The following is a 21,633-nucleotide window of genomic DNA, read 5'->3' as shown; positions in this document are numbered from 1 at the left end:
GCTTATCAAGTCATAAGTAGACTTAAGGAGACGGGCCAACATGAACTATGTCATCGGCATCGATCTCGGCACGAGCGCCGTCAAGGCGCTCCTCGTCGGGCAGGACGGAGCGGTGGCTGCCGAGGCCTCCCGCGAATATCCGCTGTACCACGAGCGTTCGGGCTGGAGCGAGCAGGATCCGGAAGATTGGGTCCGCGCGACGGTCGAAGTCCTGAAGGAGCTCGGGGAAAAGACGGCGGCAGCGGGCGGCAGCATCGACGGCATCAGCTTCTCCGGTCAGATGCACGGCCTCGTGCTGCTGGACGCGAACCGCCGGCCGCTGCGCAGGGCGATCCTCTGGAACGATACGCGCACGACGGAGCAGTGCCGCGAGATCGAGCGCAAGCTTGGCGATTCGCTGCTTCGCCTGACCCGCAACCCGGCGCTTGAAGGCTTCACGCTTCCCAAGCTCCTATGGGTGCGCGAGCATGAACCGGAGCTGTACGACCAGGCAGAATCGTTCTTGCTGCCCAAGGATTACGTGCGCTACCGCCTGACGGGCGCCGTGCATATGGATCTGTCCGACGCGGCGGGCACGCTGATGCTGGACGTCGCGGGCGGCGTCTGGAGCCAGGAGGTGCTGGCGGCGTTCGGCATTCCGGCTTCGTTCTGCCCGCCGCTCGTCGAGTCGGTCGCCCAGACGGGCACGCTCGACGAGGGAGCGGCTCGCGAGACGGGCCTGCCGGCCTCGACGCGCGTGTTCGCGGGCGGCGCGGACAATGCCTGCGGCGCGATCGGCGCGGGCATCCTGAAGCCGGGCCTCACGCTGTGCAGCATCGGTACGTCCGGCGTCGTGCTGACGCACGAGCCTGACGCCTCGGCCGATTATGAGGGCAAGGTCCACTTCTTCAACCACGGCAAGCCCGGCGCGTTTTACGCGATGGGCGTGACGCTCGCGGCGGGCTATTCCTTAAGCTGGTTCCGCAATACGTTCGCCGCAGGCGAGCCGTACGAAAGGCTGCTGGCGGGCGTCGGCGACATCGCGCCGGGAGCCGGCGGACTGCTCTACACGCCGTACCTGGTCGGCGAACGGACGCCGCACGCCGATGCGGTCATCCGGGCGAGCTTCGTCGGCATGGACGGCTCGCACACGAGGACGCATTTTGCGCGGGCGGTGCTCGAAGGCATCACGTTCTCGCTGAACGAGTCGGTCGACGTCTTCCGTCGGGCAGGCAAGTCGGTGACCAAGGTCGTCTCCATCGGAGGCGGCGCGAAAAATGCCGACTGGCTGCAAATGCAGGCGGACGTATTCGATGCCGAAGTCGTGCAGCTGGAGAGCGAGCAGGGACCGGGTCTAGGCGCGGCGATGCTGGCGGCGACAGGCGCCGGTTGGTACGGCAGCCTCGAGGCATGCGCGGACGCGTTCGTCAAGCACGCGGCAACTTATGTGCCGGACGAGGCGCGGGCGCGCCGCTACGGCGAGCTGTTCGGCGTCTATCGGGACGTGTACGCCGCTACGAAGCCGCTGAACGAAGCGTTGCAGCCTTTCCGAATCTAAGGCTGAGGTGATAAGATAGACGGGAGGAGCTTGTCTTCGCGGACGGGGCGCCTCCCTACAGTGAGAGAGCCCCTCGTATTTCCGGCCGGTAACCGGATGAGGGGCTTTTTTGGCGTGGCTTCGCGCAATGCCGAATTTCGGGCAGGAGGTGCGCAACTCTCGGCCGGGCCGCCTCGTAGTAATTTTAAAAGGATTGCAGAGGTGGGGGTCCGATGAACGGCGAAGATTGGCTGATGCGCGCCGCGATCAGAGCGGCGGGGTACGAGCAAGGCAAGGCCGTGCTTCGCGACGTGGCGATCGAGTTGAAGCCGGGGGAGCGCGTCGGCCTGCTCGGGCCGAACGGCGCGGGCAAGAGCACGGTAATGAAGGGTTTGCTCGGACAGCTGCCGTATTGGGTGGCCGACGTCGAATGGCGGGGGGCGGCCGAGGAGGAGAGCGCGAAGTCCGGCGGCGCGATGAACAGAAAGCTGGCCTATATTCCGGAGCAGCCGATATTGTACGAGCGCTTTACGCTGTGGGAGCATCTGCAGCTGGCCGCCGCCGTCTGCGGCATCTCCGAAGAGCGGCTCGCGGAGCGGGCGGAGGGGCTTCTGGACAGATTTCGGCTTCGGCACGTAAAGGACGATTACCCGATTAAGTTTTCCAAGGGGATGCAGCAAAAAACGATGCTCGTCGCCGCCTTCTTGCTGGAGCCGAGCGTATATCTGGTGGACGAGCCGTTCATCGGCCTCGATCCCGCCGCGGTCATGGAGCTGTTGGAGGCGCTCGACGAGGAGCGTGCCCGAGGCGCGGGCGTGCTGCTCACGACGCACGTTCTGGACTCGGCGGAGCGGCTGTGCGACCGGTTCGTGCTCGTCCACGAAGGGAGCGCGGCGGCGTCGGGGACGGTCGCCGACATCCGAGCGGCGGCGGGCATGCCCGAAGATACGCCCTTGTTCAATTGTTTCCACCGGCTGACCCGTGCCGCCGCGGCGGAGGGGCCATGAAGCCGAAGGGCGGCAGGATCGGACGACTGCGCGGAAAAAGCGGGCCGCTGCGGCTGATCTTCATGCGCTCCGGGGCTTTTTGGCTCAAATCGATTCGGGCCTGGCGCCTCACGCTCGACTGGACGGTGCTGCTGTATCTCGTCGTACCGGGACTGTGGGTCGCCGGAGGGATGTACCAGGACCTGCTGCGTCATCCGCCGGAATGGATCGGTCGTTTGCCCGCGCAGATGCCTATCGCGATCTTGGCGATCCTCATGGTGCGCGGCAGGCTGCGAACGTTCGCCGAATATGGAGACGGATTGTTCCTGCGCGCGAACGGCAGATGGGTAAAAGGCATGACATTGGCCGGTCTCGCATACACGCTTGCCGCCCGAATGGCCGTGTCGGCGGCGGGGGCCGGCTTGATGCTGCCGCTGATGTCGCGGGCGACAGGGTGGAGCTTCGGCGCGGGTGCAGCGTTGGCGTTGTCCGCCGGCCTGATGGGCTTCATCTGGACGGTCGTCCGCGACGCGTCCGAACGCAGATGGCAAGGCGTGCGGCGGGTACTGGCCGTATACGGCTTGCGGGCGGCGTTCATCGCCGCTTGGGTGCCGGCCGCGGCATGGGGGATGCGCGGGGAAGAGCCGGTTGTCGCTGCGATCGGTATCGCGGCGCTGATCGCGATCGGAATAGGGCTCGGCTGGCGCCGCTTGAATCTCTCGGGCACATTTGCGCACGAGCTTGAGACGGAGCAGCGTGCCTACGCGGACAACGTCGGCTGGGTGCTCATGGACACGGAGCAAGCGAAAAGACCGCCGGCAGGTCGCCGGCCTTGGGTGCTGCGAAAACCGCGTCCGCTGCTTAAGCGCCGCGACGAGGCCTCCCGGATCGCCGAGCTGTGGCTGCGCGCCATGCTGCGGGAGGCGGAATCGATGCGATTATTGTTTCAATTCGCCTCGCTCGGAATGGCGGCGATCTGGCTGTCTCCGCTCTGGCTGGGAGCGATCGCTTGGTTCGGTATGTGCGCGCTGCTGTTGTTGTGGCTGAACGGCTTGTGGGCCAAGTGGGAAACGGCGCGTTATATGGCGTTGTACGACTGGCGCGAGGAACTACGGGGCGAAGCGCGGGAAATCGGGCGATCGCTGCTGCTTCGTCCGATTGCGCTGGCATGGTGCGCGATTCTCGGCTTGCATGCGGGATGGATGTACGGAGGTCCATGGTGGCTTGCGATCGCGGCGCTGCCCGCAGCCTGCTACCCGCTTCTGAGCCGCATCAATCGCGCGGCTTCGTCCATGTTCGCGGCTCGCCGGGCGGGCCGCGCACGGCCCGATGCAGAGGTGCTTGAATGAAGGCTACATGATCGCGGCCGCCCGCGGTTATGCTACAGACATTCCAATCCGCTAACCGAGAAGAGGCGATTCCGATGGCATACAGAGCACTGATGTTTCAGTTTCCGGACGAAGGCAGCGCGCACAAGGCGTGCGGGACGCTCGACGAGCTGGGGTACGAACCGCAGCCGCACGGCGTCGTCCGACTCCACATTCACGTCGATGGAGACAACCTCGCGAGCGCGCTCGAGATCGCCCAGAGCCACGGCGGCGAGCTGTTGTCCGAAGCGCCGGCCGACGACGCAGAATTGGCGGCGACCGCATATGCGCTGGACGAGCTGCAGATTCCCGCGCACACCGTGAACGAGGACTGGGATCCGGCCTACTTCGGCATCGAGCCGGATGCGGCTGCAGCCGCCGGCGGTTCCGAAGTCGCGGAGCCGGTCGGCGAAGCGGCGGACGACGGAAGCTACAATCATTTTGAAGCATACTAGGGTGAGCTGCAGGTGCATGCCGGTGTGCAGTAAGGGAAGAATCGCGACTAGGTAGCTGCCTGGCTCAACGCGGATCATGCTAGGGGAAAAAAATTCCGCTATCGCACCGCAAGGCCGCCTCGCGAGCGCAATAGCGGAAAAAATCTCCGCTATGCACCGCAAAGCCGCCTCGCGGGCGCCAATAGCGGAAAAAAGATCCGCTATCGCACCGCAGAACCACCTCGCGAGTGGCAATAGCGGAAAAAAGTTCCGCTATCGCGCCGCAGAACCGCCTCGCGAGCGACAATAGCGGAAAAAAGTTCCGCTATTGCACAGCAGGCCAGCCTCTCGGGCACCGCCACCCAGCCTACTACGCGCCAGCGGCAGCCTCCGCATGCATGGCGGCGTTCAATCCGGCCACGTAGCCGGTGGAGAATGCCGCCGTAATATTGTAGCCGCCGGTGTAACCGTGGATGTCCAGGACTTCGCCGGCGAAAAACAAGCCCTGCATGAGCTTCGACTGCATCGTCTTCGGATCGATCTCCTTCAGGCTGACCCCGCCGCCGGTCACGAACGCTTCCTCGATCGACAGCGTGCCGTCGACGTCGACGGGGAACGCCTTCAGCAGCCCGGACAGGTTCTGCCAGGCCTGCTTCGGAATGTTGGCGTGCGTCGTATCGCCGTCCAGCCCCGCCCGCTCGAGCAACAGCGGCAGCAGGCGCTCGGTGGCGACGCTTTTTAATATGTTTTTGACCGCCTTCTTGGGCTCGGCCTTCGTCAAAGCGTAAGTATCGTCGTACACGTCGGCGGCGCTTTTGTCCGGGAACAGATCGAGCGTGAGCCGAACCGGCTCGCCCCCGGTCTTTTTGCGCTGCTTCACGACGAACTGGCTGCAGCGGAGCGCGATCGGCCCCGACAGGCCGAAGTGCGTGAAGATCATGTCTCCGCGGTGCGCGACGAGCGGCTTGCCCTTGTCGCCCCACACCGTCAGCGTGACGTCGCGCAGCGACAAGCCCTGCAGCTCGCGGCTGCGGATGAACGGCTCCGAAGAGGTCAGCGGCACCTCGGTCGGGAATAGCTCGGATATCGTATGGCCGGCCTGCTCGGCCCAAGCGTATCCGTCGCCGGTCGATCCCGTATGGGGAACCGACTTGCCTCCGACCGCCACGATGACGGAAGGCGCGGCGAATACGCGTCCGTCCGCAAGCCTTACGCCCGTTACGCTGCCGTTATCGTACAGGACCTCGGCCACCGGCGCGTGGGTCTCGATCCGCACGCCTTGTTCCCGGACTTTGCGCACGAGCGCGTCCACGACGGTCTTGGCCTTGTCGGATACGGGAAACATCCGCCCGTTGTCCTCTTCCTTCAGCCGGATGCCCATGCCTTCGAAGAAGGCGGCGATATCGCGATTGCCGAAGACGGATAACGCGGAGTACAGAAACCTTCCGTTGCCCGGGATATGCCGAATGAGCTCGTCGGTCTCCTTGGCGTTCGTCACGTTGCAGCGGCCCCCGCCGGAGATGCCGAGCTTGCGCCCGAGCTTGTCTCCCTTGTCGAGCAGGAGGACGCTGGCGCCCGACCGGCTGGCGGCGATTCCGGCCATCAAGCCTGCCGACCCGCCGCCGATAATAATGATGTTATAATTATCTTCGATTCGGTTATTTAAATTATACTCCACGTGCTCGTTCCTCTCCGTTTTATCACCGCAAGCAATTCACGATATATAGTCTAAACTATATTCCTATTATTGTAAGCGGAATGTTTATATGTTTTAATCAGAATGAATTGTTTAAGTATAAAGGACGATCGTGCGGGGGGATCCCTTTGGTCAACAGCCTGCTTCTCCAGGTTCTTATCGCCCTGCTGCCTGTCGGAACCTTTCAGGTCTGGTTCTCGCGCCAACGCCAGCTGCGACATTCCCGCTTCTTCATCGGCATCGTCAGCGGACTTTGCATGCTGCTCGGACATTTCTATATGATACAAAATGGCCCGGTTATTCTCGATCTAGGCTTTGTCGCCGTCATTACCGCTTCGCTGTATGGCGGATTTCCGTTTGCGGTCGTGCTCAGCGCCGGTTTTCTGGCGCTGCAAATCCCCGGCGAGGAGCCAGCCGAAATCGCCGGATTTTTCGTCTTTTTTCTTGTCTATCTCCTGATCCTTTACAAGGTTTCCCGGACCTTTCGGCTCAAGGGCCGCGTCGCGAAGATGCGGAGCGTCGCAGTTTTGTGGGCTGTCGCCACTGTATCATTTTTAATCCCCGCGGTCACTTCGATCGTGGACGGCAGCGTAACGCCAGACTGGGAGTTTTTCTTGGCTTGCGCCGCTTATGTGATCGCATTCATCCTCATTACGCATCTATCCGTTTATTTCATCGAGATCGCCTACGAGCGGGTCAGCCTGCAGTCGCAGCTGCTCGATTTGACCCGTCAATATAAACTCGAATCGATCCGCATGCGCCGATTTCTCGATATGGTGCCCCTCGCGGTCATTTTTATCGACGCCAAAGGCATTATAACGCACGTGAACGAGATCGCGCTGGAGATGGGGAAGAATGCCGCCGGCAATGTCGTAGGCTTGCATTACACCGAACTGGCCCGACTCATGGGACTTGATGCAACCGCCTCCATTATTCAGCTGGTCCTGAACAAAGGGGAGCGAGTGTCCTCGGAGATGTTTAAAATTCAAGGGAGGACGATGCTCGCGACCGCTTGCGCCGTCAACGAATCCGGAACCAAGGGGATACCCGAAGGCGTCGTCTACATCGCGCAGGACGTGACGGATACGCAGCGGCTCAAGGACGAGCTGGATAAAATGGAGCGGCTAAGCTTGGTCGGGCAAATGGCAGCCAGCATCACGCACGAGATTCGCAATCCGATGGCGGTCATCCGGGGATTCGTACAGCTGCTCAACGAGCGGAGTCCCTCGGAGCAGCGTTCTTATTTCCGCATCGTCATGGAGGAGCTCGACCGGGCCAACGCGATCATCAACGACTTTTTGTCGCTGGCGCAAAATCGCATCGTGGAAAAGGAAACGAGCAGCCTTCAGTCGGTGTTGAAGGACATGCTGCCGCTCATCTGGGCGGACGCCAACCTGCGCGGGCAATCCGTGGAGCTCGACCTGTGCGAGGAACAGGACGTGCTGGAGCTCAACGGCAAAGAGATCAAGCAGCTCATCCTGAATCTGGCGCGCAACGGCCTCGAGGCGATGGACGAGAAAGGGGTGCTTCGGATCGAGACGCGCGACCTGGAGGACCGGGTACAGCTGTACGTATCGGATACGGGCAACGGCATACCGCCGGAAAAGGTCGAGCGTCTGTTCGAGCCGTTCTATACGACCAAGGAGCAAGGAACCGGCCTCGGGCTCGCGCTCTGCCTTAGCATCGCCGAACGGCACGAAGGACGCATCGAGGTGCTGTCGACCGTGGGCGAAGGGACGACGTTTATCGTTACGTTTTGCAAGAGCGGCTACGCTTGCTGGGCCGTCGCCGAATAAGCTGGCCGTCCATGGCTTACACTACCTCCGATTACACCATCTGATGCGGGAGGAGGGATTGCGATGGCCAAGCAACCCAAGCCAAACGGACGCGCCGACGCGCCGGCTTCTTCGAAGGGCAAAGAGAACGCGTCTCCGCTGTCCGAGGGATACGACAAGAAGCTCGACGGTCCCAACCGTCCTTCGACTTAAGCGCATGAATCGAGGCGGGTCCGGCGCATGCCGGGCTCGTGCCGCTTTTGACGGTTCGCGCATGGCCGCGCTATAATAAGGTAAGCGGCATGCCCGCCGAATTGCGATTCTATCGAAAGCGAGGGATAGACATGTCGATGTCATTCGAACGATATATGCTGGACATGGTCCAACCGATGCGCGACGACCTGACCCGGATCGGCATCACGGAGCTGAGAACGCCGGAGGAAGTCGAGCAGGCGCTGCCGGACAGCAAGGGCACGACGCTCGTCGTCATCAATTCCGTATGCGGCTGCGCTGCCGGCCAGGCGCGCCCGGGCGTAGCGGAGGCGCTTCGCCACGACGCGCTGCCGGATCACCTGTACACCGTGTTCGCGGGACAGGACAAGGAAGCGACCGCGAAGGCTAGAGAATACTTCGCGCCGTATCCGCCGTCTTCGCCTTCCATCGCCCTTCTCAAGGACGGGGAACTCGTGCACTTCATCGAACGCCATCAGATCGAGAACCGCAGCGCGGACGATATCGCCGCCGATCTGACCGACGCCTTCGACCGTTTCTGCCGCTGACAGGAGCGCCGCCGCGGATGACTTTGCGCATCCGCGGTTTTTTCGTATGACGACGACGGCAGGGCGAATTGTTTCACGCGAGCCCGGGCCGTCTTACATAACTAAAGGAACCTATAGAATGGAGGCGTTCGTATGAGTTTGCAGCAGGACATCATCTCGCTCTTGGGCGTGAAGCCGTCGATCGATCCGGAAGGCGAGATCGCGAGGCGTGTCGGCTTTTTGAAGGAGTACGTGAAAAAGGCAGGCGCGTCGGGTTTGCTGATCGCGATCAGCGGCGGCGTAGACAGCGCGGTGGCGGCAGGTCTGTGCAAGCGCGCGACGGACGAGCTGACCGCGGAGACCGGCAAGGAATACATGACGCTCGGCGTGTTTCAGCCGTACGGGCAGCAGGAAGACATCGCGCACAGCTACGCCGTGGCCGAAGCGTTCGATCTCAAGCATAAGGTCGAGACGAACATCGAGGAAGCGGTGGACGAGATCTCGCTCGAGACGGAGCACGCGTTCAAGTCGCTGGGCATGTCCCGCCATATCAGCCGCGGCGGCAAGGGCAACGTCAAGGCGCGCACGCGCATGGTCGTGCAGTACGCGCTGGCGTTCGACCTTAATCTGCTGGTCGTCGGCACGGACCACGCGTCCGAAGCGCTGACCGGCTTCTATACCAAATGGGGCGACGGCGCGGTAGATATCACGCCGCTGAGCTCGCTGAACAAGCGTCAGGTTCGCCAGGTGGCGCGGGCGCTCGGCGTGCCGGCCGAGGTCGTGGACAAGGCGCCGACGGCCGGCCTGTGGGCGGGCCAGACCGACGAGGCCGAGCTGGGCGTCAGCTACGACGACAACAGCGACTACCTCGAAGGCAAGACGATCCCCGACGCCGCGCGGGAGATTCTGGAGAAGCATTATCAGCGCACGCAGCACAAGCGTCAAGCGATCCCGGGCATTTAAGCAAGGATGATCGAGGGGATCGGGATCGACGTCGTCGAGATGGAGCGGATGGCCAAGCTGCTCGCGGGAGATACAGGGGGCAGGTTCGCGGCGCGCGTGCTCACGAACGGCGAGCTGGAACGGTACGCGCAGATGCAGCCGCGCCGAGCGGTCGAGTTCGCCGCCGGCCGGTTCGCGGCCAAGGAAGCGGTCGTAAAGGCGCTCGGCTGCGGCATCGGCAGCTGCGTCGGATTTCGCGATATCGAGGTGCTGCCGGACGAGCGCGGCCGTCCGTCTTGCCGGCTCTCGCCCGAGGCATGGTCGCGGCTGGGGCTGGCAGAGCGGGCGTATCGCGTGCACGTGGCGATCACGCACGAACGGCGGCTCGCGGCGGCGACGGCTACGCTGGAGCGAATTGAATAAGGCAAGCCGAGCCCGGTCCTCGTTGACCGGGCTCGGCTTATTGTGATTTCGGTCGCTAGATCGCGATGAATGAACCTATCCTGAGAGAATATTCAATAAATTAAAATAAATTGGTTAATCGACCAGATAAATACCAGGACGATTGTTCCTGGCAGTTGTATGATGTGAGAAGAAGCGAATCAATGCAAGCCGGCCAGCCAAGAGGCGAGCTTGTCGATCTCCTGCGCGGTCAGGCGATCCTTCAGCGCAGGCATCCTCTCGCCTCCGTTCGCGATCTGCGCGGCGATCTGCGCCTCCGTCAGGCGGGAGCCGACGGACCGAAGATCCGTGGCCGGCCCCATCATGCCCGCAAGACCGCCGCCGTGGCAGGAGATGCAGTTGCTGCGATACAGCGCGATCGTATCCGCCGGGCCGGCCGGCGCCGTCGGTTTGGCGCTTCCGGCGGACTTGTCTTTACCGCAAGCCGCCGTCAGAAGCAGCGTTCCAATCAAGGCAAGAGCTGCAGCGATCCGCAGTCCGCTGCGCGCGAAGGCATATTTTTGCAAATTTACCCGACTCCCAATGTTAAGTATAATAAACAGAACCTAATAGACATCTTAAGACAAGCTTCCTGGAGTGCAAACAATGACCATACGCTATTTTAACATATTAATGAATCATCTCGAAAAGATGCAGTTCGAGGTCGCCGCCGCCTCCTTCGAGGAACATGCGGGCGTAGAAGAGGGACGGCTGGAGGTTTACGACTGCAATCGGGCGCTGCTCGTGACCGGCGGCAGCGGCCTGCTGCACATGGACGACCGGTCTTTTTCTATGGGCGCGGGGACGTTCAGCTTCTTGTTGGCAGGCAACGCGCACTGGATCGAGCCGAGCCCCGGAGAGACCTTGTCGTACTGGTGGTGCCACTTCCGCGCGAGCTATGCCGACCGGGCGCTTTACCAAGCGATCGGCATGCCCGAGCACGTGCGCATCCCCGACCCGAGCGAAGCGATCGCGATGTTTGCCCGGATCCGGGGCAGCCTGCTCTCGCAGCAGCCTTCGGCGAGGCTTCGGATCAAGACCTCCTTCATGGAGCTCATCGGCATTTACATCGACTACTTCATCGCGGATTCGGCGCGGCAGGCGTCGCTCTCCCCGGAGTTCGAGAAGCTGGAGACCGTGCTGAGCTACGTCGACGAGCATCTGGCCGACACGATTACCGTCGAGCATTTGGCCGGACTCATCTATTTGCACCCGAACTATTTTATCGTATTCTTCAAAGGATTGATGGGCTGCTCGCCGATACAATACGTGAACCAGCGAAGGCTGGAGGTCGCCCGGACGCTGCTCGCAGATCCTTCGTGCAACGTCTCGGACGCCGCGGCGCGCATCGGCATGAAGATCTACTATTTCTCCAGAATGTTTAAAGCCTATACAGGACTTACTCCGAGCCGTTATAAAAAGCTGGTGCTGGGACTCGGCGCAGGCGGAGCCAAAGAGGACGAGGGCGGCGCCGAATCGCAAAAGAAGGGAGGACCGGAGGCTTGAACGAACGCGAGATCAAATCGTTTTTCAGCGGCGAACTGCTGCAGTGGTACAAAAAGGCGAAACGGGACCTGCCCTGGCGGCGCAGCCGGGACCCGTACCACATCTGGGTGTCGGAGATCATGCTCCAGCAGACGCGCGTCGATACGGTCATTCCTTATTTCAACCGTTTCATGGCCAAGTTCCCGACGATAACGGCGCTGGCCGAGGCGCCGGAGGAGGAAGTAATCAAGGCGTGGGAGGGGCTGGGCTATTACTCCCGCGCCCGCAATCTGCAGGCCGCGGCCTGCGAGATCGCGGAAAATCACGGCGGCAGGCTCCCCGACGACAAGAGCGTCGTAGCGGGCCTTAAGGGCGTAGGCCCCTATACGTCGGGCGCGATCCTGAGCATCGCCTTCGGCAGGCCCGAGCCGGCGGTGGACGGCAATGTCATGCGCGTATTGTCGCGCTACTTTTGCATCGACGAGGATATCGCCAAGCCGGCCACGCGAGTCGGCATGGAGGGGCTCGCCCGGGAACTCATCCCTGAAGGGGAGGCTTCCGACTTCAACCAGGCGCTCATGGAGCTCGGCGCGCTCATCTGCACGCCGAAGTCGCCGAGCTGCCTGCTGTGCCCGGTCATGGCGCATTGCCAGGGCAGGCTGGCCGGCCGCGAGACCGAGCTGCCGGTCAAGAGCAAGGCGAAGCCGCCCCGGCCGGAGCATCGCCTCGCGGCGCTCCTACAGGACGCGGAGGGCCGCGTGCTCGTACGCCAGCGGCCGGAGAGCGGCCTGCTCGCGCGCATGTGGGAGCTGCCGCATGTGACGGCGCCTGAGCGAGGCGTCTGGGAATCGGCCGCGGAGGGGAGCGCGCTGCTCGCGGCGTCGCTCGATGCCGAAGGGCTCGCCGGCGTCAGCGCCGAATCGCTGCGTCACGTCGCCGACGCCGAGCATGTGTTCACGCACTTGCACTGGCATCTGCGCGTGCTGGGCGCCGACGGCGGACAAGGTCGCGTTGCTGAAGCGGCGGTGGCGGCGGAAGCGGCTGGAGCGACGGCAGTGGCAGGCGTAGAGGCGGCATTTGCAGCAGCGGCGGCCGAAGGCCAGGTCGGCTACAGCATCGACGCCGCCGGCGCCTCGCTGCCGCCGGGCTATCGCTGGATCGACGCGGCCGACTTCGAGCGCCTCGCCTGGCCGAACGTGTTCAGCAAACTGCTGCGCGCGCACTTTAGCGGCACCTTATACGAAATCGCGCCGAAGCGCTGACACTTGGCTTGTCCGATGGGAACGGACCCGAGCGCCGTTATTTTGGGCAAAAGGTTCGATCCGCAATGCTCAACGGACATAGGATCCGCTATCTTCCTCCAGCAGGCACGAAAACGCGCTGCTGACGGGAAATAGCGTCTACTGAGTCCGTGCAGCCGGCATATAGGATGTGTTTCGCCGAAATAACGGATGCTGGGTCCGGCACAGCCAGTGGATACTGGGTCCGGGACAGCCAGCGGTCGCTGCGTCCGGCACAATCGCTGCGCTAGGCGCCGGTTCGTAAGCCGCGCAGCGGCAAGTTAGATCGCACGCAAAAAAAGCCGGCGCCGATTGAATCGGCGCCGGCTTTTTCGTGAGGAATATTACTTGGCAGCGTCGTAACGCTTGCCGACTTCTTCCCAGTTGACGACGTTCCAGAACGCGCCGATGTAGTCCGGACGCTTGTTCTGGTACTTCAGGTAGTAAGCGTGCTCCCAGACGTCGAGGCCGAGGATCGGCGTCTCGCCTTCGAAGATCGGGCTGTCTTGGTTCGGGAGGCTGTATACCTTCAGCTTGCCGTCTTTGCCGACGACCAGGAACGCCCAGCCGGAGCCGAAGCGAGTCGTAGCAGCGGCAGCGAACGTTTCCTTGAACTTGTCGAAGCCGCCGAGCTCGCTGTCGATCGCAGCTGCCAGAGCGCCGGTAGGAGCGCCGCCAGCGTTAGGGGCGATCGTCTCCCAGAACAGGGAGTGGTTAGCGTGGCCGCCGCCGTTGTTGCGAACGGCAGTGCGGATGGACTCAGGTACGGCGTTCAGGTCGGAGATCAGATCGTTCAGGCTCTTGTCCGCTAGTTCAGGAGCGGATTCGAGGGCTTTGTTCAGGTTGGTTACGTAAGTATTGTGATGGCGGTCGTGGTGGATCTCCATCGTGAGCGCGTCGATATGCGGCTCGAGTGCGTCGTTGGAGTAAGGAAGAGCGGGCAATACGTGTGCCATAATGGAACAGCCTCCTTAGATTATGAATCTGGAATGGAAATCTACCTCTGTATTATCCCTGATTTCAAATACTAAATCAACATGGGTGTTTAGAAAGTCGCCGGGGCGGTTCGTGTTGCGCGCTCCATCAGCATGGGCATTTTTGCCTGGTTTAATCCGGTTAAATTTATCCATTACCTCATACCTTAGCCATTGTTTGCATATTATTTAAATAGTACCAGCAAAACCATAGCGTTTTGTATGAAACCCGATTTAAGCGCATATTCGGCGAAATTCGGCAATAATTTAGATATATTCATATGTAAACGCTTCATATAAAGCGTTTACACTCCTTTGCGCGACGATTCTCCTAAATTATTTATGCGATATTCCTAAAATAGCATGAAATTATCACGAATTTGTCGTAATATAAAAAGACGTTAAAGCGATGTTCACAGTTTAGCCTCTACTTTAACTGAATCCGGGGAGACAGGCATATGCAGATTCGGACTTTTCAATTGTCGGATTATCGTTCCGTATCCGAGCTTCTGAAGGTAGCTTTGTCGGAGGAATGCTGTGAAGAAACCATGTCGGCTTTATCCCGCCAATTGTCCTGGGACAGCGAGCTCGTGCTCGTGGCGCAGCAGGACGACGGGCTTGCGGGCATCATGATCGGCACGATCGATCACAGCAAAGGTTATGTATACCGCGTCGCCGTTCATCCGGATCTCCGCCGCCAAGGCGTAGGCCGCTCGCTCGTCACCGCCATGAATGCGCGATTCCGCCAGCGGAACGTGCTGAAGGTTTTTGTCGCGGCGGACAAGCACAACGAAATGCTGCTTCCGTTCTACCAATCCTTGAGCGAAGAGATGCTCGATCTCGTGACGCCTCAGCGTCCGCTGTCCATCGTAGCAGGCTGAACGCCCATCGCTAGTCCCTCGCTAGACGGCTTTACAATCAGGAGAGCATATCTTACGTGTCGACAGGCGCCGAAAATCGGTTGCTTTTGGCCATAAGATATGCTTTTCTTATATTATCTTAAATGGTTCTACGGCAGGGGGCTTGGCATGGAGCGCATCGGCGGCTTAATATCTACATCTATATACGAGAGCTGTACGATCAAGAGCTTTAAGCACAACGGCTCGCTCCACCGCATGTGGCTCGAGAACTGGAAGGTTCCGGAGGACAGGCTCCATCCCGCGCATCGGGACGCGGGCATCATGGTATACGTGAACGACCATACGCCGATTCGCGAAGCCGACGGCAAGGAATGGATCAGCCGGGTACCGGCCGTTTCTTTTTTTCTGCCGGGCGAATGGTTTAACGTGGTGGCGCTGCTGGAAGACCGGGGCGTTCGGTATTATTGCAACGTGGCGTCTCCGCCCTATCGTTACAACAACGTGCTGACCTATATCGACTACGACCTGGACGTCGTGCTCCTGCCCGGCGGAACGGTGCTCGATCTGGACAGGGACGAATACGACAAGCATAAGGAAGAATATCGCTACAGCGCGTCCGTTCGCGGACAGGTGGAGGACGGACTGCGCGCGCTGCACGAGCGCGTGGCGACGTTCGGGCAGCCGTTCGGCGACGAGGAAGCCAGACGTTATTACCGCGAGTGGAGAGACAGCCCTCAGGCGAAGGAGAATGAGCCGTATCCATGAAGCAGACATCGAGCATCCCTCACGGCAGAGCCCGCTCGGCCAAGCCCGAATCCGTCTGGCGCCGCGAGCTCTGGGAGTGGCTGCGCGCCTTGGGCATCGCCTTTACGATCGTCATCCTGCTGTGGGCTTTTGTCTTCAGGCTGTCGACGGTCAAAGGGGAGTCGATGGAACCTACGCTTTACGAGCACGAGTGGCTGTTCGTCAACAAGGTCGCATATGAGCTCGGCAGTCCGAAGGCGGGCGACGTCGTTATTTTGAAGGACCCGAGCGACGGGCCGGACAAGAAGAAGTTCCTCGTCAAGCGCATCATCGGCATGCCGGGCGATACGATCGAGGGCAGAGGCGGGCAGTTGTACGTGAACGGAGAGCTGCGCGTCGAGCCGTATACCGATAGTCCGATCGAGGACGGGGACTTCGGACCGATTAAGGTCGAGGACGGGAAATACTTTATAATGGGAGACAATCGCCGTCTTGGCGCGAGCAAGGACAGCCGTACCTTCGGAGAAGTGCCGAAGTCGCTGCTGCTCGGCCGGACGGAATTCATCATGTGGCCGATCGTGCGCTGGAAGAGCCTGTAGCGCGAGGAGGGAGACCTGACGTTGGATAACAAGGGTGTCGCGGCGCCCAGCCGCAGCCCCATATATTGGTCGTCATTGAAAAGGGATATGCTCGCGGCGGCGAAGTCGCTCGGCATCGACCGGATCGGCGTGACGTCGGCCGAGCCTTTCCCGGAGCTGCGGGAGAGGCTCGCCTTGCATCGGGCGCTCGGCTACGAGTCGGGCTTCGAGGAGCCGGATCTGGACAAGCGGACGCAGCCGTCCCTATCGTTCGAGGCGCCCCGCTCGATCGTCGCGATCGCGGTCGCGTATCCTTCGAAGCTGAAAAACCCGCCCGTATCCGAGCCGGGCGCCCGCCGCGGCATCCTGTCGCGTTCGGCATGGGGCGAAGACTATCATCGCGTGCTCGGAAAGCGGCTCGAACGGCTGGCCGAATGGCTGGCGGAGCGGGCGCCGGAGCTGAGGTGGCTGTCCATGGTCGATACCGGCGCGCTCTCCGACCGGGCGGTCGCCGAGCGCGCGGGCATCGGCTGGAGCGGCAAAAACTGCATGATCATGAACGACGAGCTCGGGTCGTGGATGTACCTCGGCGAGATGATCACGAATCTGCCGCTGCCGCCGGATGCGCCGCTTCTGGACCAGTGCGGCGACTGCACGATTTGCATCGATGCCTGTCCGACGGGCGCGCTGGTCGGTCCCGGACAGCTGAACGCGCAAAAATGCATTTCGTACCTGACCCAGAGCAAAGGCCTGCTCGACGAGGAAGCGATGGTCAAGATGGGCAATCGGCTGTACGGCTGCGACACCTGCCAGATCGTATGCCCGATCAACCGGGGCATCGATTCCCGGCACCAGGCCGAGACGCTGCCGGATCCGGAGGTGGCGAAGCCGCTGCTCCGTCCGCTGCTGCAGATGGGCAACCGCGAATTCAAGGAGACGTTCGGCGCGAGCAGCGCCTCCTGGCGCGGACGCAAGCCGATCCAGCGCAATGCGCTGATCGGCCTCGGCAACTTCCGCGACGAGGCGTCCGCCGGAGACGTCGCCCGCGTGCTGCGCGAGGATCCGCGCTTCGAGCTGCGCGCGACGGCGGCCTGGGCGCTCGGGCGCATCCGCGGCGACGTCGCGCAGGCGGCCCTCGCCGAGGCGGCCGAAGCCGACGCGGACGAGCGCGTCCGCGCGGCGGCGAGCCGCGCCTTGGCTGCGCTCGCCGAGCCTGCGCCGAAGCGGGGCGGACGCGTCAGCGACTGAGACCGCGACTGAAGACCGCAGGTGACGGACGCCGTCCGTCACCTGCGGTCTTTGTCTTGGCGGCGCACTGGATCGCTCCCCTTTTCTCCTTTTTTTGCGGACAAGCGCTTGCAGGCGAATCTTTATTTGCTATAACCGACGGCAGACGGCTAATATATTCATATAGGAAGAAAATCCAGCCTATTACGTCAGGCGCATCCACGGGAGAGCATAGGACATGAAGCTGGTTGATATCGACAACCTCGAACCGGGGCAGCTGCTCGGCAGGACGCTCTTTTCGGAAAACGGCACCGTGCTTCTATCGGCGGGCGTTCAGTTGACCGTATTCATGATCAGCACGCTCCGCAGGCTCGGCGTGCCGATGGTCTATATCTCGGAGCCGGGCGAGCAGCAGATTCCGCTGGACGAGGTGCTGACCGAGCAGACGAAGCAGGCGGTCATCTCGCAGATGTCCGCGACCTTTAACGCTCTCCGCTCAGGCAAGGAATTCAGCGCGAGGGCGATCAGCATGTCCGTCGATCAGCTGATGGAGGACGTGCTGCGCAATCAGAACGTGCTCGTCCAGCTGTCGGACATTCGCACCGCGGACAACGCGCTGTATATGCACAGCATGAACGTCTGCATGATGGCGACGATGGTCGGCGTCAACATGGGTCTCAACATGCTGCAGTTGAAGGAGCTCGCGATCGGGGCGTTGCTGCACGACATCGGCAAGCTTGGTGCGACCGGCCCGGAGGAAGGGCGTTCGCACCACGCATGGCGGGGCTTCGAGCTGCTCAAGCTGAAGCGCGAGTACAGCCTGTTGACCGCTCACGTCGCTTTTCAGCACCACGAGGCGCCGGACGGGAGCGGCCAGCCCCGCGGCTTGTCCGGCGAGGAGATCCACGCCTACGCCAAGATCACCGCGGTGGCGAATATGTACGACAATCTCGTGCACGGTACGGCCGAGCTTCCCCGCCTGCAGCCCCACGAGGCGATCGAGAGACTGCACGCGCTCTCCGACACGGCGCTCGACCGCGAGATTCTCATCGAATTTCTGAAAATCGTGTCCGTCTATCCGAACGGCGTCTCGGTCAGGCTCTCCAACCGGCTGATCGGCATCGTCGTGGCGCAGCACAGGGGGCTGCCCAGCAGGCCGATCGTTCGCGTCATCGCCCGGGAGGGCGAATCTTCGGCGGCGCGCGAGCTCGATCTGGCGAGGCTGCCGACGCTGTTCATCGACGCGGTCATTAATTGACCTTGCACGCTAGCGGGGGGCTAAGCTGCCGCGGACCGCAAGCGCTTGCGACCGGGTTGATTCGCCGGCCGAGCTCATGCTATTATAGGCTGGCTGTCCCGCTGTTTCGCGCGGATCGCATACACGCTTTCATGCGTACAATTTGGAGGTATGGCAGATGAGCTTTTGGGATATTCTGATTCCGGTTCTGACGTTGATCGTCGGACTTGCGCTGGGCTTCCTCGGCGGCGTATTCTATCTGCGCAGCCAGATGACGAAGATGCAGAACAATCCGGACATGCTGGCCAAGATGGCCAAGCAGATGGGTTACAATATGAACAAGCAGCAGCTCCAGAAGGCGCAGCAGATGATGAAAAACCAGAATCAAAACGCTAAACCCCGCAGATAATCGACAAGCGGCGCGCGGGGTGTCCGCGTCAGCCACCGCGAATGAAAGAAGGGCGTACGATGGCCGGTCTAAAGGACTATCTGAATACGAACGTCACGCGCAACCGCGAGCAGGTGGAGCACCACGTCCGCGAGATTCTCAAGCTGATCGGCGAAGACGTGGAGCGCGAAGGCCTGCTGGACACGCCCGCTCGCGTCACGCGCATGTACGAGGAGATCTTCGGCGGTTACGCGATCGATCCGCGGGATGCGCTCGGCGTCACGTTCGACGAGCAGCACGAGGAGCTCGTCATCGTCAAGGATATCGTGTACTACAGCCAGTGCGAGCATCATATGGCGCCGTTCTTCGGCAAGGCCCATATCGGCTACATCCCGAGCGGCAAGATCGCGGGCCTCAGCAAGCTGGCACGGCTGGTGGAGGCCGTGACGCGCAGGCTGCAGGTCCAGGAGCGCATCACCTCGCAGATCGCCGACATCCTGGACGACGTGCTGAAGCCGAACGGCGTCATGGTCGTCGTCGAGGGCGAGCATCTGTGCATGTGCGCGCGCGGCGTGAAAAAGTATGGGAGCAAGACCGTCACTTCGGCGGTGCGGGGACAGTTCCGGGGCAGCTCCGCGCTTCGCTCCGAGTTTCTTTCTTTGCTTAAGGAATAATAGAACAAAAAGCCGCGTACCGGCCGCCATCTGCGGCCTTTACGCGGCTTTTTGCATAGCGCGCCGGGCTTGAATTACGGCCAACGCACGCGATACCAATAGTCGTACAGCTTCTCGTATCCTAGCTTGGCGTACAGACGCTGCGCGGGCAAGTTGGCGTCCACGACCTGAAGGTAGCTCGTATGCGCGCCGCGCGATTGTCCCCATCGCAGGATTTGCCTGACGAGGCGCTCGCCTAGGCCGCGTTTCCGATAAGCGGGGGAGGTCGCGATGTCGAACAGCCCCAGGTAACCGTCGTCGACGACGCCGATCCCGATCGCGGCGGGGACGTCCCCGGATCGAAGGAGGAAAAAGGCCCTGCGGAGCGGGCTGTCCGTCAACATGGCCGAGGCGGCCTCCCGCTGCTCCGGCTTGAGCGACAGCAGCTCGGAGGCGGCGCTCATCCAATTCTCCGTCAAGCCGGCGTCGACGCTTAGCCCTTCCGGGTAAGGCGCGTCCTGCGTCTCGCTCAAGGAGCGGACCAGCACCTGGGAGCGGTCGACCGAAGCGTAGCCGTATTCGTCCAAGCGGCCGTCGAGTCCGCAAGGCGCGCACAGCGGCGTGATCTTGAATATCGTCGGCAGGCCCGCGCGATGATACGTATCCTCGCAATAGCCGACCATGGCGCGTAGATCGGCGCCGGGATCGGTCCGCAGCGGCTGCACGGAATTGGAGCGCTTCGTATATCCCTTCGACTGCCTGAGCAGCCAGCCGTCATGCGCCGTTTGCTGCAGGGCGGGCCAGGCGTTCAGCGCTTTGGTCTCGACGACGCGGATGTCATCGCGCACGGCGCACGCTCCTTCCTCAAGAAAATAAAACTCGATAAGAATAAATATACATATAAATTAATAAATATGCAAACAGTATCATCCGCTGCCGAGCGAAGCCTAACACGGATAAAAACTGGGCTAAATCGCTCATCGCCGGTCTAAGGGAATTGGGCTATGATAGCGGTATCGCAAGCATTTAAAATAAAGCAATCCATTGGAGGCTACCATGGGAAATTCGAATAAAGTCCGCATCGGACTGATCGGCGCGGGCAACATCGGCAACGTTCACCTTCAGGAGTTCGGCAAGCTGGCAGAGCTCTGCGAGATCGTCGCGATTACGGATACGTATTTACCGCTGGCGGAAGCCAGGGCCCAGCAGTACGGCATCGAATCGGTCTCGCCGACGCCGGAGGCGCTTATCGAGCGCCTCGACATCGACGCGGTCATCGTGGCGGTGCCGAACCTGAGCCACGCGTCGCTCACGATCAGCGCGCTCGAGCACGGCAAGCACGTGCTGGTCGAGAAGCCGATGGGTCTCGACGCAGCCGCGGCGAAGGACATCGTGCGCGCGCAGCAGAAGAGCGGAAAAACCGTCATGGTCTCCCACCAGATGCGTTGGGAGTGGCTCCCGCAGCTTGTGAAGTCGCAGATCGACCGCGGCGAGCTGGGACGCATTTATACGGCGAAGACCGGCTGGTACCGGCGCAAGGGTATCCCGGGTTGGGGCACTTGGTTCACGCAGCACGGCCAATCCGGCGGCGGACCGCTGATCGATATCGGCGTGCACATGCTCGATCTCGCCTTCTACCTGATGGGCGAACCGAAGCCCGTGTCGGTATACGGCTCGACGTATGCCGAGTTCGGTCCCCGCAAGAAGGGCATCGGCAGCTGGGGCAAGCCGGATTGGAACGGCATCTACGACGTCGAGGATCTGGCGACCGCGATCATCAAGATGGAGGACGGCTCGTCGCTCACGCTCGAGGTCAGCTGGGCGGTCCATATGGACACCGACAGCACGCCGTTCGTCCACCTGATGGGTTCGGAAGGCGGCGCCTTCCTTAAGGGCAACGAAGGCAAATTCCTCACCGAGCGTTTCGACCAGCCCGTCGACATTCCGCTTATCGCTCCGATCGAGGACGAAGGTCCGCGCGTCAAGATGAGCCGCCATTTCATCGATTGCGTGCTCACCGGCCAGACGCCGATCACGTCGGCCGAGACCGGGCTCCGCAGCAATTTGATTATCGACGCGATCTACGAATCGTCCCGTACGGGCGGAGAAGTCAAGCTGGATTGGTCGCTGTAAATCTCCGTTCTTGCGCGACATGAACGCACGTTCCGCACGACCCTAACAACCATGGTCTGAAGCCGCCGGCTTCGGTCCATGGTTGTTTTTTACTTTAACTATATTGATCTAGCAATGTGTGGTAGAATACGGATCGTTGGATTGTTGTCGAATGCTGTT

Annotated in this window: 23 protein-coding genes; 19 read left to right on the top strand and 4 right to left on the bottom strand. The window is 61.5% G+C overall.

Annotated features, from left to right (window positions below):
• Window positions 1–40 precede the first annotated feature (40 nt).
• From xylB to BM235_RS02935, 4 genes are all read left to right on the top strand, one after another.
• Complete coding sequence (gene xylB, locus BM235_RS02950; RefSeq protein ID WP_090109031.1) at window positions 41–1,537, top strand: xylulokinase; 1,497 nt, start codon at window positions 41–43, stop codon at window positions 1,535–1,537.
• Window positions 1,538–1,749: 212 nt separating this feature from the next.
• Window positions 1,750–2,523 carry an ABC transporter ATP-binding protein gene (locus BM235_RS02945; protein ID WP_090109030.1) on the top strand — a complete coding sequence of 258 codons (774 nt, stop codon included), beginning with the start codon at window positions 1,750–1,752 and terminating at the stop codon, window positions 2,521–2,523.
• Window positions 2,520–3,851, top strand: coding sequence for an ABC transporter permease (locus BM235_RS02940; RefSeq protein WP_090109028.1), 1,332 nt, complete (start codon window positions 2,520–2,522; stop codon window positions 3,849–3,851). Before BM235_RS02945 ends, BM235_RS02940 begins: the two co-directional genes overlap by 4 nt.
• 74 nt (window positions 3,852–3,925) lie before the next feature.
• On the top strand, window positions 3,926–4,324 hold the full coding sequence (locus tag BM235_RS02935) for a hypothetical protein (protein WP_090109026.1): 399 nt from the start codon (window positions 3,926–3,928) through the stop codon (window positions 4,322–4,324).
• Window positions 4,325–4,673: 349 nt separating this feature from the next.
• Here BM235_RS02935 and BM235_RS02930 read toward each other — a convergent pair whose 3' ends face one another.
• Window positions 4,674–5,981 carry a BaiN/RdsA family NAD(P)/FAD-dependent oxidoreductase gene (locus BM235_RS02930; RefSeq protein ID WP_255374027.1) on the bottom strand — a complete coding sequence of 436 codons (1,308 nt, stop codon included), beginning with the start codon at window positions 5,979–5,981 and terminating at the stop codon, window positions 4,674–4,676.
• 146 nt (window positions 5,982–6,127) lie between these two features.
• Between BM235_RS02930 and BM235_RS02925 the strand changes: the two genes are divergently transcribed.
• The 5 genes from BM235_RS02925 to acpS all read left to right on the top strand — a co-directional run bounded on the left by BM235_RS02925 (window position 6,128) and on the right by acpS (window position 9,897).
• Window positions 6,128–7,795, top strand: coding sequence for an ATP-binding protein (locus BM235_RS02925; protein WP_177244175.1), 1,668 nt, complete (start codon window positions 6,128–6,130; stop codon window positions 7,793–7,795).
• Window positions 7,796–7,858: 63 nt separating this feature from the next.
• Window positions 7,859–7,987: a hypothetical protein gene (locus tag BM235_RS32435; protein ID WP_255374026.1), complete on the top strand. Its 129-nt coding sequence runs from the start codon at window positions 7,859–7,861 to the stop codon at window positions 7,985–7,987.
• 131 nt (window positions 7,988–8,118) lie between these two features.
• Complete coding sequence (locus tag BM235_RS02920) at window positions 8,119–8,553, top strand: BrxA/BrxB family bacilliredoxin (RefSeq protein WP_090109024.1); 435 nt, start codon at window positions 8,119–8,121, stop codon at window positions 8,551–8,553.
• A 132-nt stretch (window positions 8,554–8,685) separates the two neighbouring features.
• Complete coding sequence (gene nadE, locus BM235_RS02915; protein ID WP_090109023.1) at window positions 8,686–9,495, top strand: ammonia-dependent NAD(+) synthetase; 810 nt, start codon at window positions 8,686–8,688, stop codon at window positions 9,493–9,495.
• Window positions 9,496–9,501: 6 nt separating this feature from the next.
• The gene (gene acpS / locus BM235_RS02910) at window positions 9,502–9,897 is read left to right on the top strand and encodes a holo-ACP synthase (RefSeq protein ID WP_090109022.1); all 396 of its coding nucleotides are present in this window, start codon (window positions 9,502–9,504) and stop codon (window positions 9,895–9,897) included.
• A gap of 179 nt (window positions 9,898–10,076) precedes the next feature.
• Here the strand turns inward: acpS and BM235_RS02905 are convergent, their stop codons facing one another.
• Window positions 10,077–10,442 (bottom strand): c-type cytochrome, encoded by a 366-nt coding sequence (locus BM235_RS02905; protein WP_090109021.1) that lies wholly within the window; start codon window positions 10,440–10,442, stop codon window positions 10,077–10,079.
• Window positions 10,443–10,521: 79 nt separating this feature from the next.
• Here BM235_RS02905 and BM235_RS02900 point away from each other — a divergent pair, with 79 nt between their 5' ends.
• Both BM235_RS02900 and mutY read left to right on the top strand, forming a co-directional pair.
• Complete coding sequence (locus BM235_RS02900; protein WP_090109020.1) at window positions 10,522–11,421, top strand: helix-turn-helix domain-containing protein; 900 nt, start codon at window positions 10,522–10,524, stop codon at window positions 11,419–11,421.
• Complete coding sequence (gene mutY, locus BM235_RS02895) at window positions 11,418–12,662, top strand: A/G-specific adenine glycosylase (protein WP_090109019.1); 1,245 nt, start codon at window positions 11,418–11,420, stop codon at window positions 12,660–12,662. Before BM235_RS02900 ends, mutY begins: the two co-directional genes overlap by 4 nt.
• Before the next feature lie 362 nt (window positions 12,663–13,024).
• On the opposite strand, the gene BM235_RS02890 is transcribed toward mutY, so the two are convergent.
• Window positions 13,025–13,636 (bottom strand): superoxide dismutase, encoded by a 612-nt coding sequence (locus tag BM235_RS02890; RefSeq protein WP_090109018.1) that lies wholly within the window; start codon window positions 13,634–13,636, stop codon window positions 13,025–13,027.
• Window positions 13,637–14,112: 476 nt separating this feature from the next.
• Between BM235_RS02890 and BM235_RS02885 the strand changes: the two genes are divergently transcribed.
• From BM235_RS02885 to folE, 7 genes are all read left to right on the top strand, one after another.
• Entirely contained in the window at window positions 14,113–14,535 is a 423-nt protein-coding gene (locus BM235_RS02885) for a GNAT family N-acetyltransferase (RefSeq protein WP_090109017.1), read from the top strand.
• Between the two features lie 147 nt (window positions 14,536–14,682).
• Window positions 14,683–15,279: a DUF402 domain-containing protein gene (locus BM235_RS02880; protein ID WP_090109016.1), complete on the top strand. Its 597-nt coding sequence runs from the start codon at window positions 14,683–14,685 to the stop codon at window positions 15,277–15,279.
• Window positions 15,276–15,857, top strand: coding sequence for a signal peptidase I (gene lepB / locus BM235_RS02875; protein ID WP_090109015.1), 582 nt, complete (start codon window positions 15,276–15,278; stop codon window positions 15,855–15,857). The genes BM235_RS02880 and lepB overlap by 4 nt, the downstream gene beginning before the upstream one ends.
• A gap of 87 nt (window positions 15,858–15,944) precedes the next feature.
• A complete protein-coding gene (gene queG, locus BM235_RS02870) occupies window positions 15,945–17,084 on the top strand; it encodes a tRNA epoxyqueuosine(34) reductase QueG (protein ID WP_090109594.1) in 1,140 nt (379 codons plus the stop codon).
• Window positions 17,085–17,301: 217 nt separating this feature from the next.
• Window positions 17,302–18,321, top strand: a complete 1,020-nt coding sequence (locus BM235_RS02865; RefSeq protein WP_090109014.1) for an HD-GYP domain-containing protein — start codon at window positions 17,302–17,304, stop codon at window positions 18,319–18,321.
• Window positions 18,322–18,478: 157 nt separating this feature from the next.
• A complete protein-coding gene (locus tag BM235_RS02860; RefSeq protein WP_090109013.1) occupies window positions 18,479–18,709 on the top strand; it encodes a YneF family protein in 231 nt (76 codons plus the stop codon).
• Window positions 18,710–18,768: 59 nt separating this feature from the next.
• Window positions 18,769–19,362 (top strand): GTP cyclohydrolase I FolE, encoded by a 594-nt coding sequence (gene folE, locus BM235_RS02855; protein WP_090109012.1) that lies wholly within the window; start codon window positions 18,769–18,771, stop codon window positions 19,360–19,362.
• 74 nt (window positions 19,363–19,436) lie between these two features.
• On the opposite strand, the gene BM235_RS02850 is transcribed toward folE, so the two are convergent.
• Window positions 19,437–20,189, bottom strand: a complete 753-nt coding sequence (locus tag BM235_RS02850; protein ID WP_090109011.1) for a GNAT family N-acetyltransferase — start codon at window positions 20,187–20,189, stop codon at window positions 19,437–19,439.
• 208 nt (window positions 20,190–20,397) lie between these two features.
• On the opposite strand from BM235_RS02850, the gene BM235_RS02845 reads away from it, so the two are divergent.
• Window positions 20,398–21,474, top strand: a complete 1,077-nt coding sequence (locus BM235_RS02845; protein ID WP_090109010.1) for a Gfo/Idh/MocA family protein — start codon at window positions 20,398–20,400, stop codon at window positions 21,472–21,474.
• Window positions 21,475–21,633 lie beyond the last annotated feature (159 nt).

Source organism: Cohnella sp. OV330 (assembly GCF_900112065.1).
GTDB lineage: Bacteria > Bacillota > Bacilli > Paenibacillales > Paenibacillaceae > Cohnella.
The sequence above is the reverse complement of the archived record's forward strand: the minus strand, read 5'-3'. Positions and strand labels throughout refer to the sequence as shown.

Excerpts from the sequence above, each read along its gene's own strand:
- xylB (WP_090109031.1), top strand. The coding sequence starts at position 41 with ATGAACTATGTCATCGGCATCGATCTCGGCACGAGCGCCGTCAAGGCG.
- BM235_RS02945 (WP_090109030.1), top strand. The coding sequence starts at position 1,750 with ATGAACGGCGAAGATTGGCTGATGCGCGCCGCGATCAGAGCGGCGGGG.
- BM235_RS02940 (WP_090109028.1), top strand. The coding sequence starts at position 2,520 with ATGAAGCCGAAGGGCGGCAGGATCGGACGACTGCGCGGAAAAAGCGGG.
- BM235_RS02935 (WP_090109026.1), top strand. The coding sequence starts at position 3,926 with ATGGCATACAGAGCACTGATGTTTCAGTTTCCGGACGAAGGCAGCGCG.
- BM235_RS32435 (WP_255374026.1), top strand. The coding sequence starts at position 7,859 with ATGGCCAAGCAACCCAAGCCAAACGGACGCGCCGACGCGCCGGCTTCT.
- BM235_RS02920 (WP_090109024.1), top strand. The coding sequence starts at position 8,119 with ATGTCGATGTCATTCGAACGATATATGCTGGACATGGTCCAACCGATG.
- nadE (WP_090109023.1), top strand. The coding sequence starts at position 8,686 with ATGAGTTTGCAGCAGGACATCATCTCGCTCTTGGGCGTGAAGCCGTCG.
- acpS (WP_090109022.1), top strand. The coding sequence starts at position 9,502 with ATGATCGAGGGGATCGGGATCGACGTCGTCGAGATGGAGCGGATGGCC.
- BM235_RS02900 (WP_090109020.1), top strand. The coding sequence starts at position 10,522 with ATGACCATACGCTATTTTAACATATTAATGAATCATCTCGAAAAGATG.
- BM235_RS02890 (WP_090109018.1), bottom strand. The coding sequence starts at position 13,636 with ATGGCACACGTATTGCCCGCTCTTCCTTACTCCAACGACGCACTCGAG.
- BM235_RS02885 (WP_090109017.1), top strand. The coding sequence starts at position 14,113 with ATGCAGATTCGGACTTTTCAATTGTCGGATTATCGTTCCGTATCCGAG.
- BM235_RS02880 (WP_090109016.1), top strand. The coding sequence starts at position 14,683 with ATGGAGCGCATCGGCGGCTTAATATCTACATCTATATACGAGAGCTGT.
- lepB (WP_090109015.1), top strand. The coding sequence starts at position 15,276 with ATGAAGCAGACATCGAGCATCCCTCACGGCAGAGCCCGCTCGGCCAAG.
- queG (WP_090109594.1), top strand. The coding sequence starts at position 15,945 with ATGCTCGCGGCGGCGAAGTCGCTCGGCATCGACCGGATCGGCGTGACG.
- BM235_RS02865 (WP_090109014.1), top strand. The coding sequence starts at position 17,302 with ATGAAGCTGGTTGATATCGACAACCTCGAACCGGGGCAGCTGCTCGGC.
- BM235_RS02860 (WP_090109013.1), top strand. The coding sequence starts at position 18,479 with ATGAGCTTTTGGGATATTCTGATTCCGGTTCTGACGTTGATCGTCGGA.
- folE (WP_090109012.1), top strand. The coding sequence starts at position 18,769 with ATGGCCGGTCTAAAGGACTATCTGAATACGAACGTCACGCGCAACCGC.
- BM235_RS02845 (WP_090109010.1), top strand. The coding sequence starts at position 20,398 with ATGGGAAATTCGAATAAAGTCCGCATCGGACTGATCGGCGCGGGCAAC.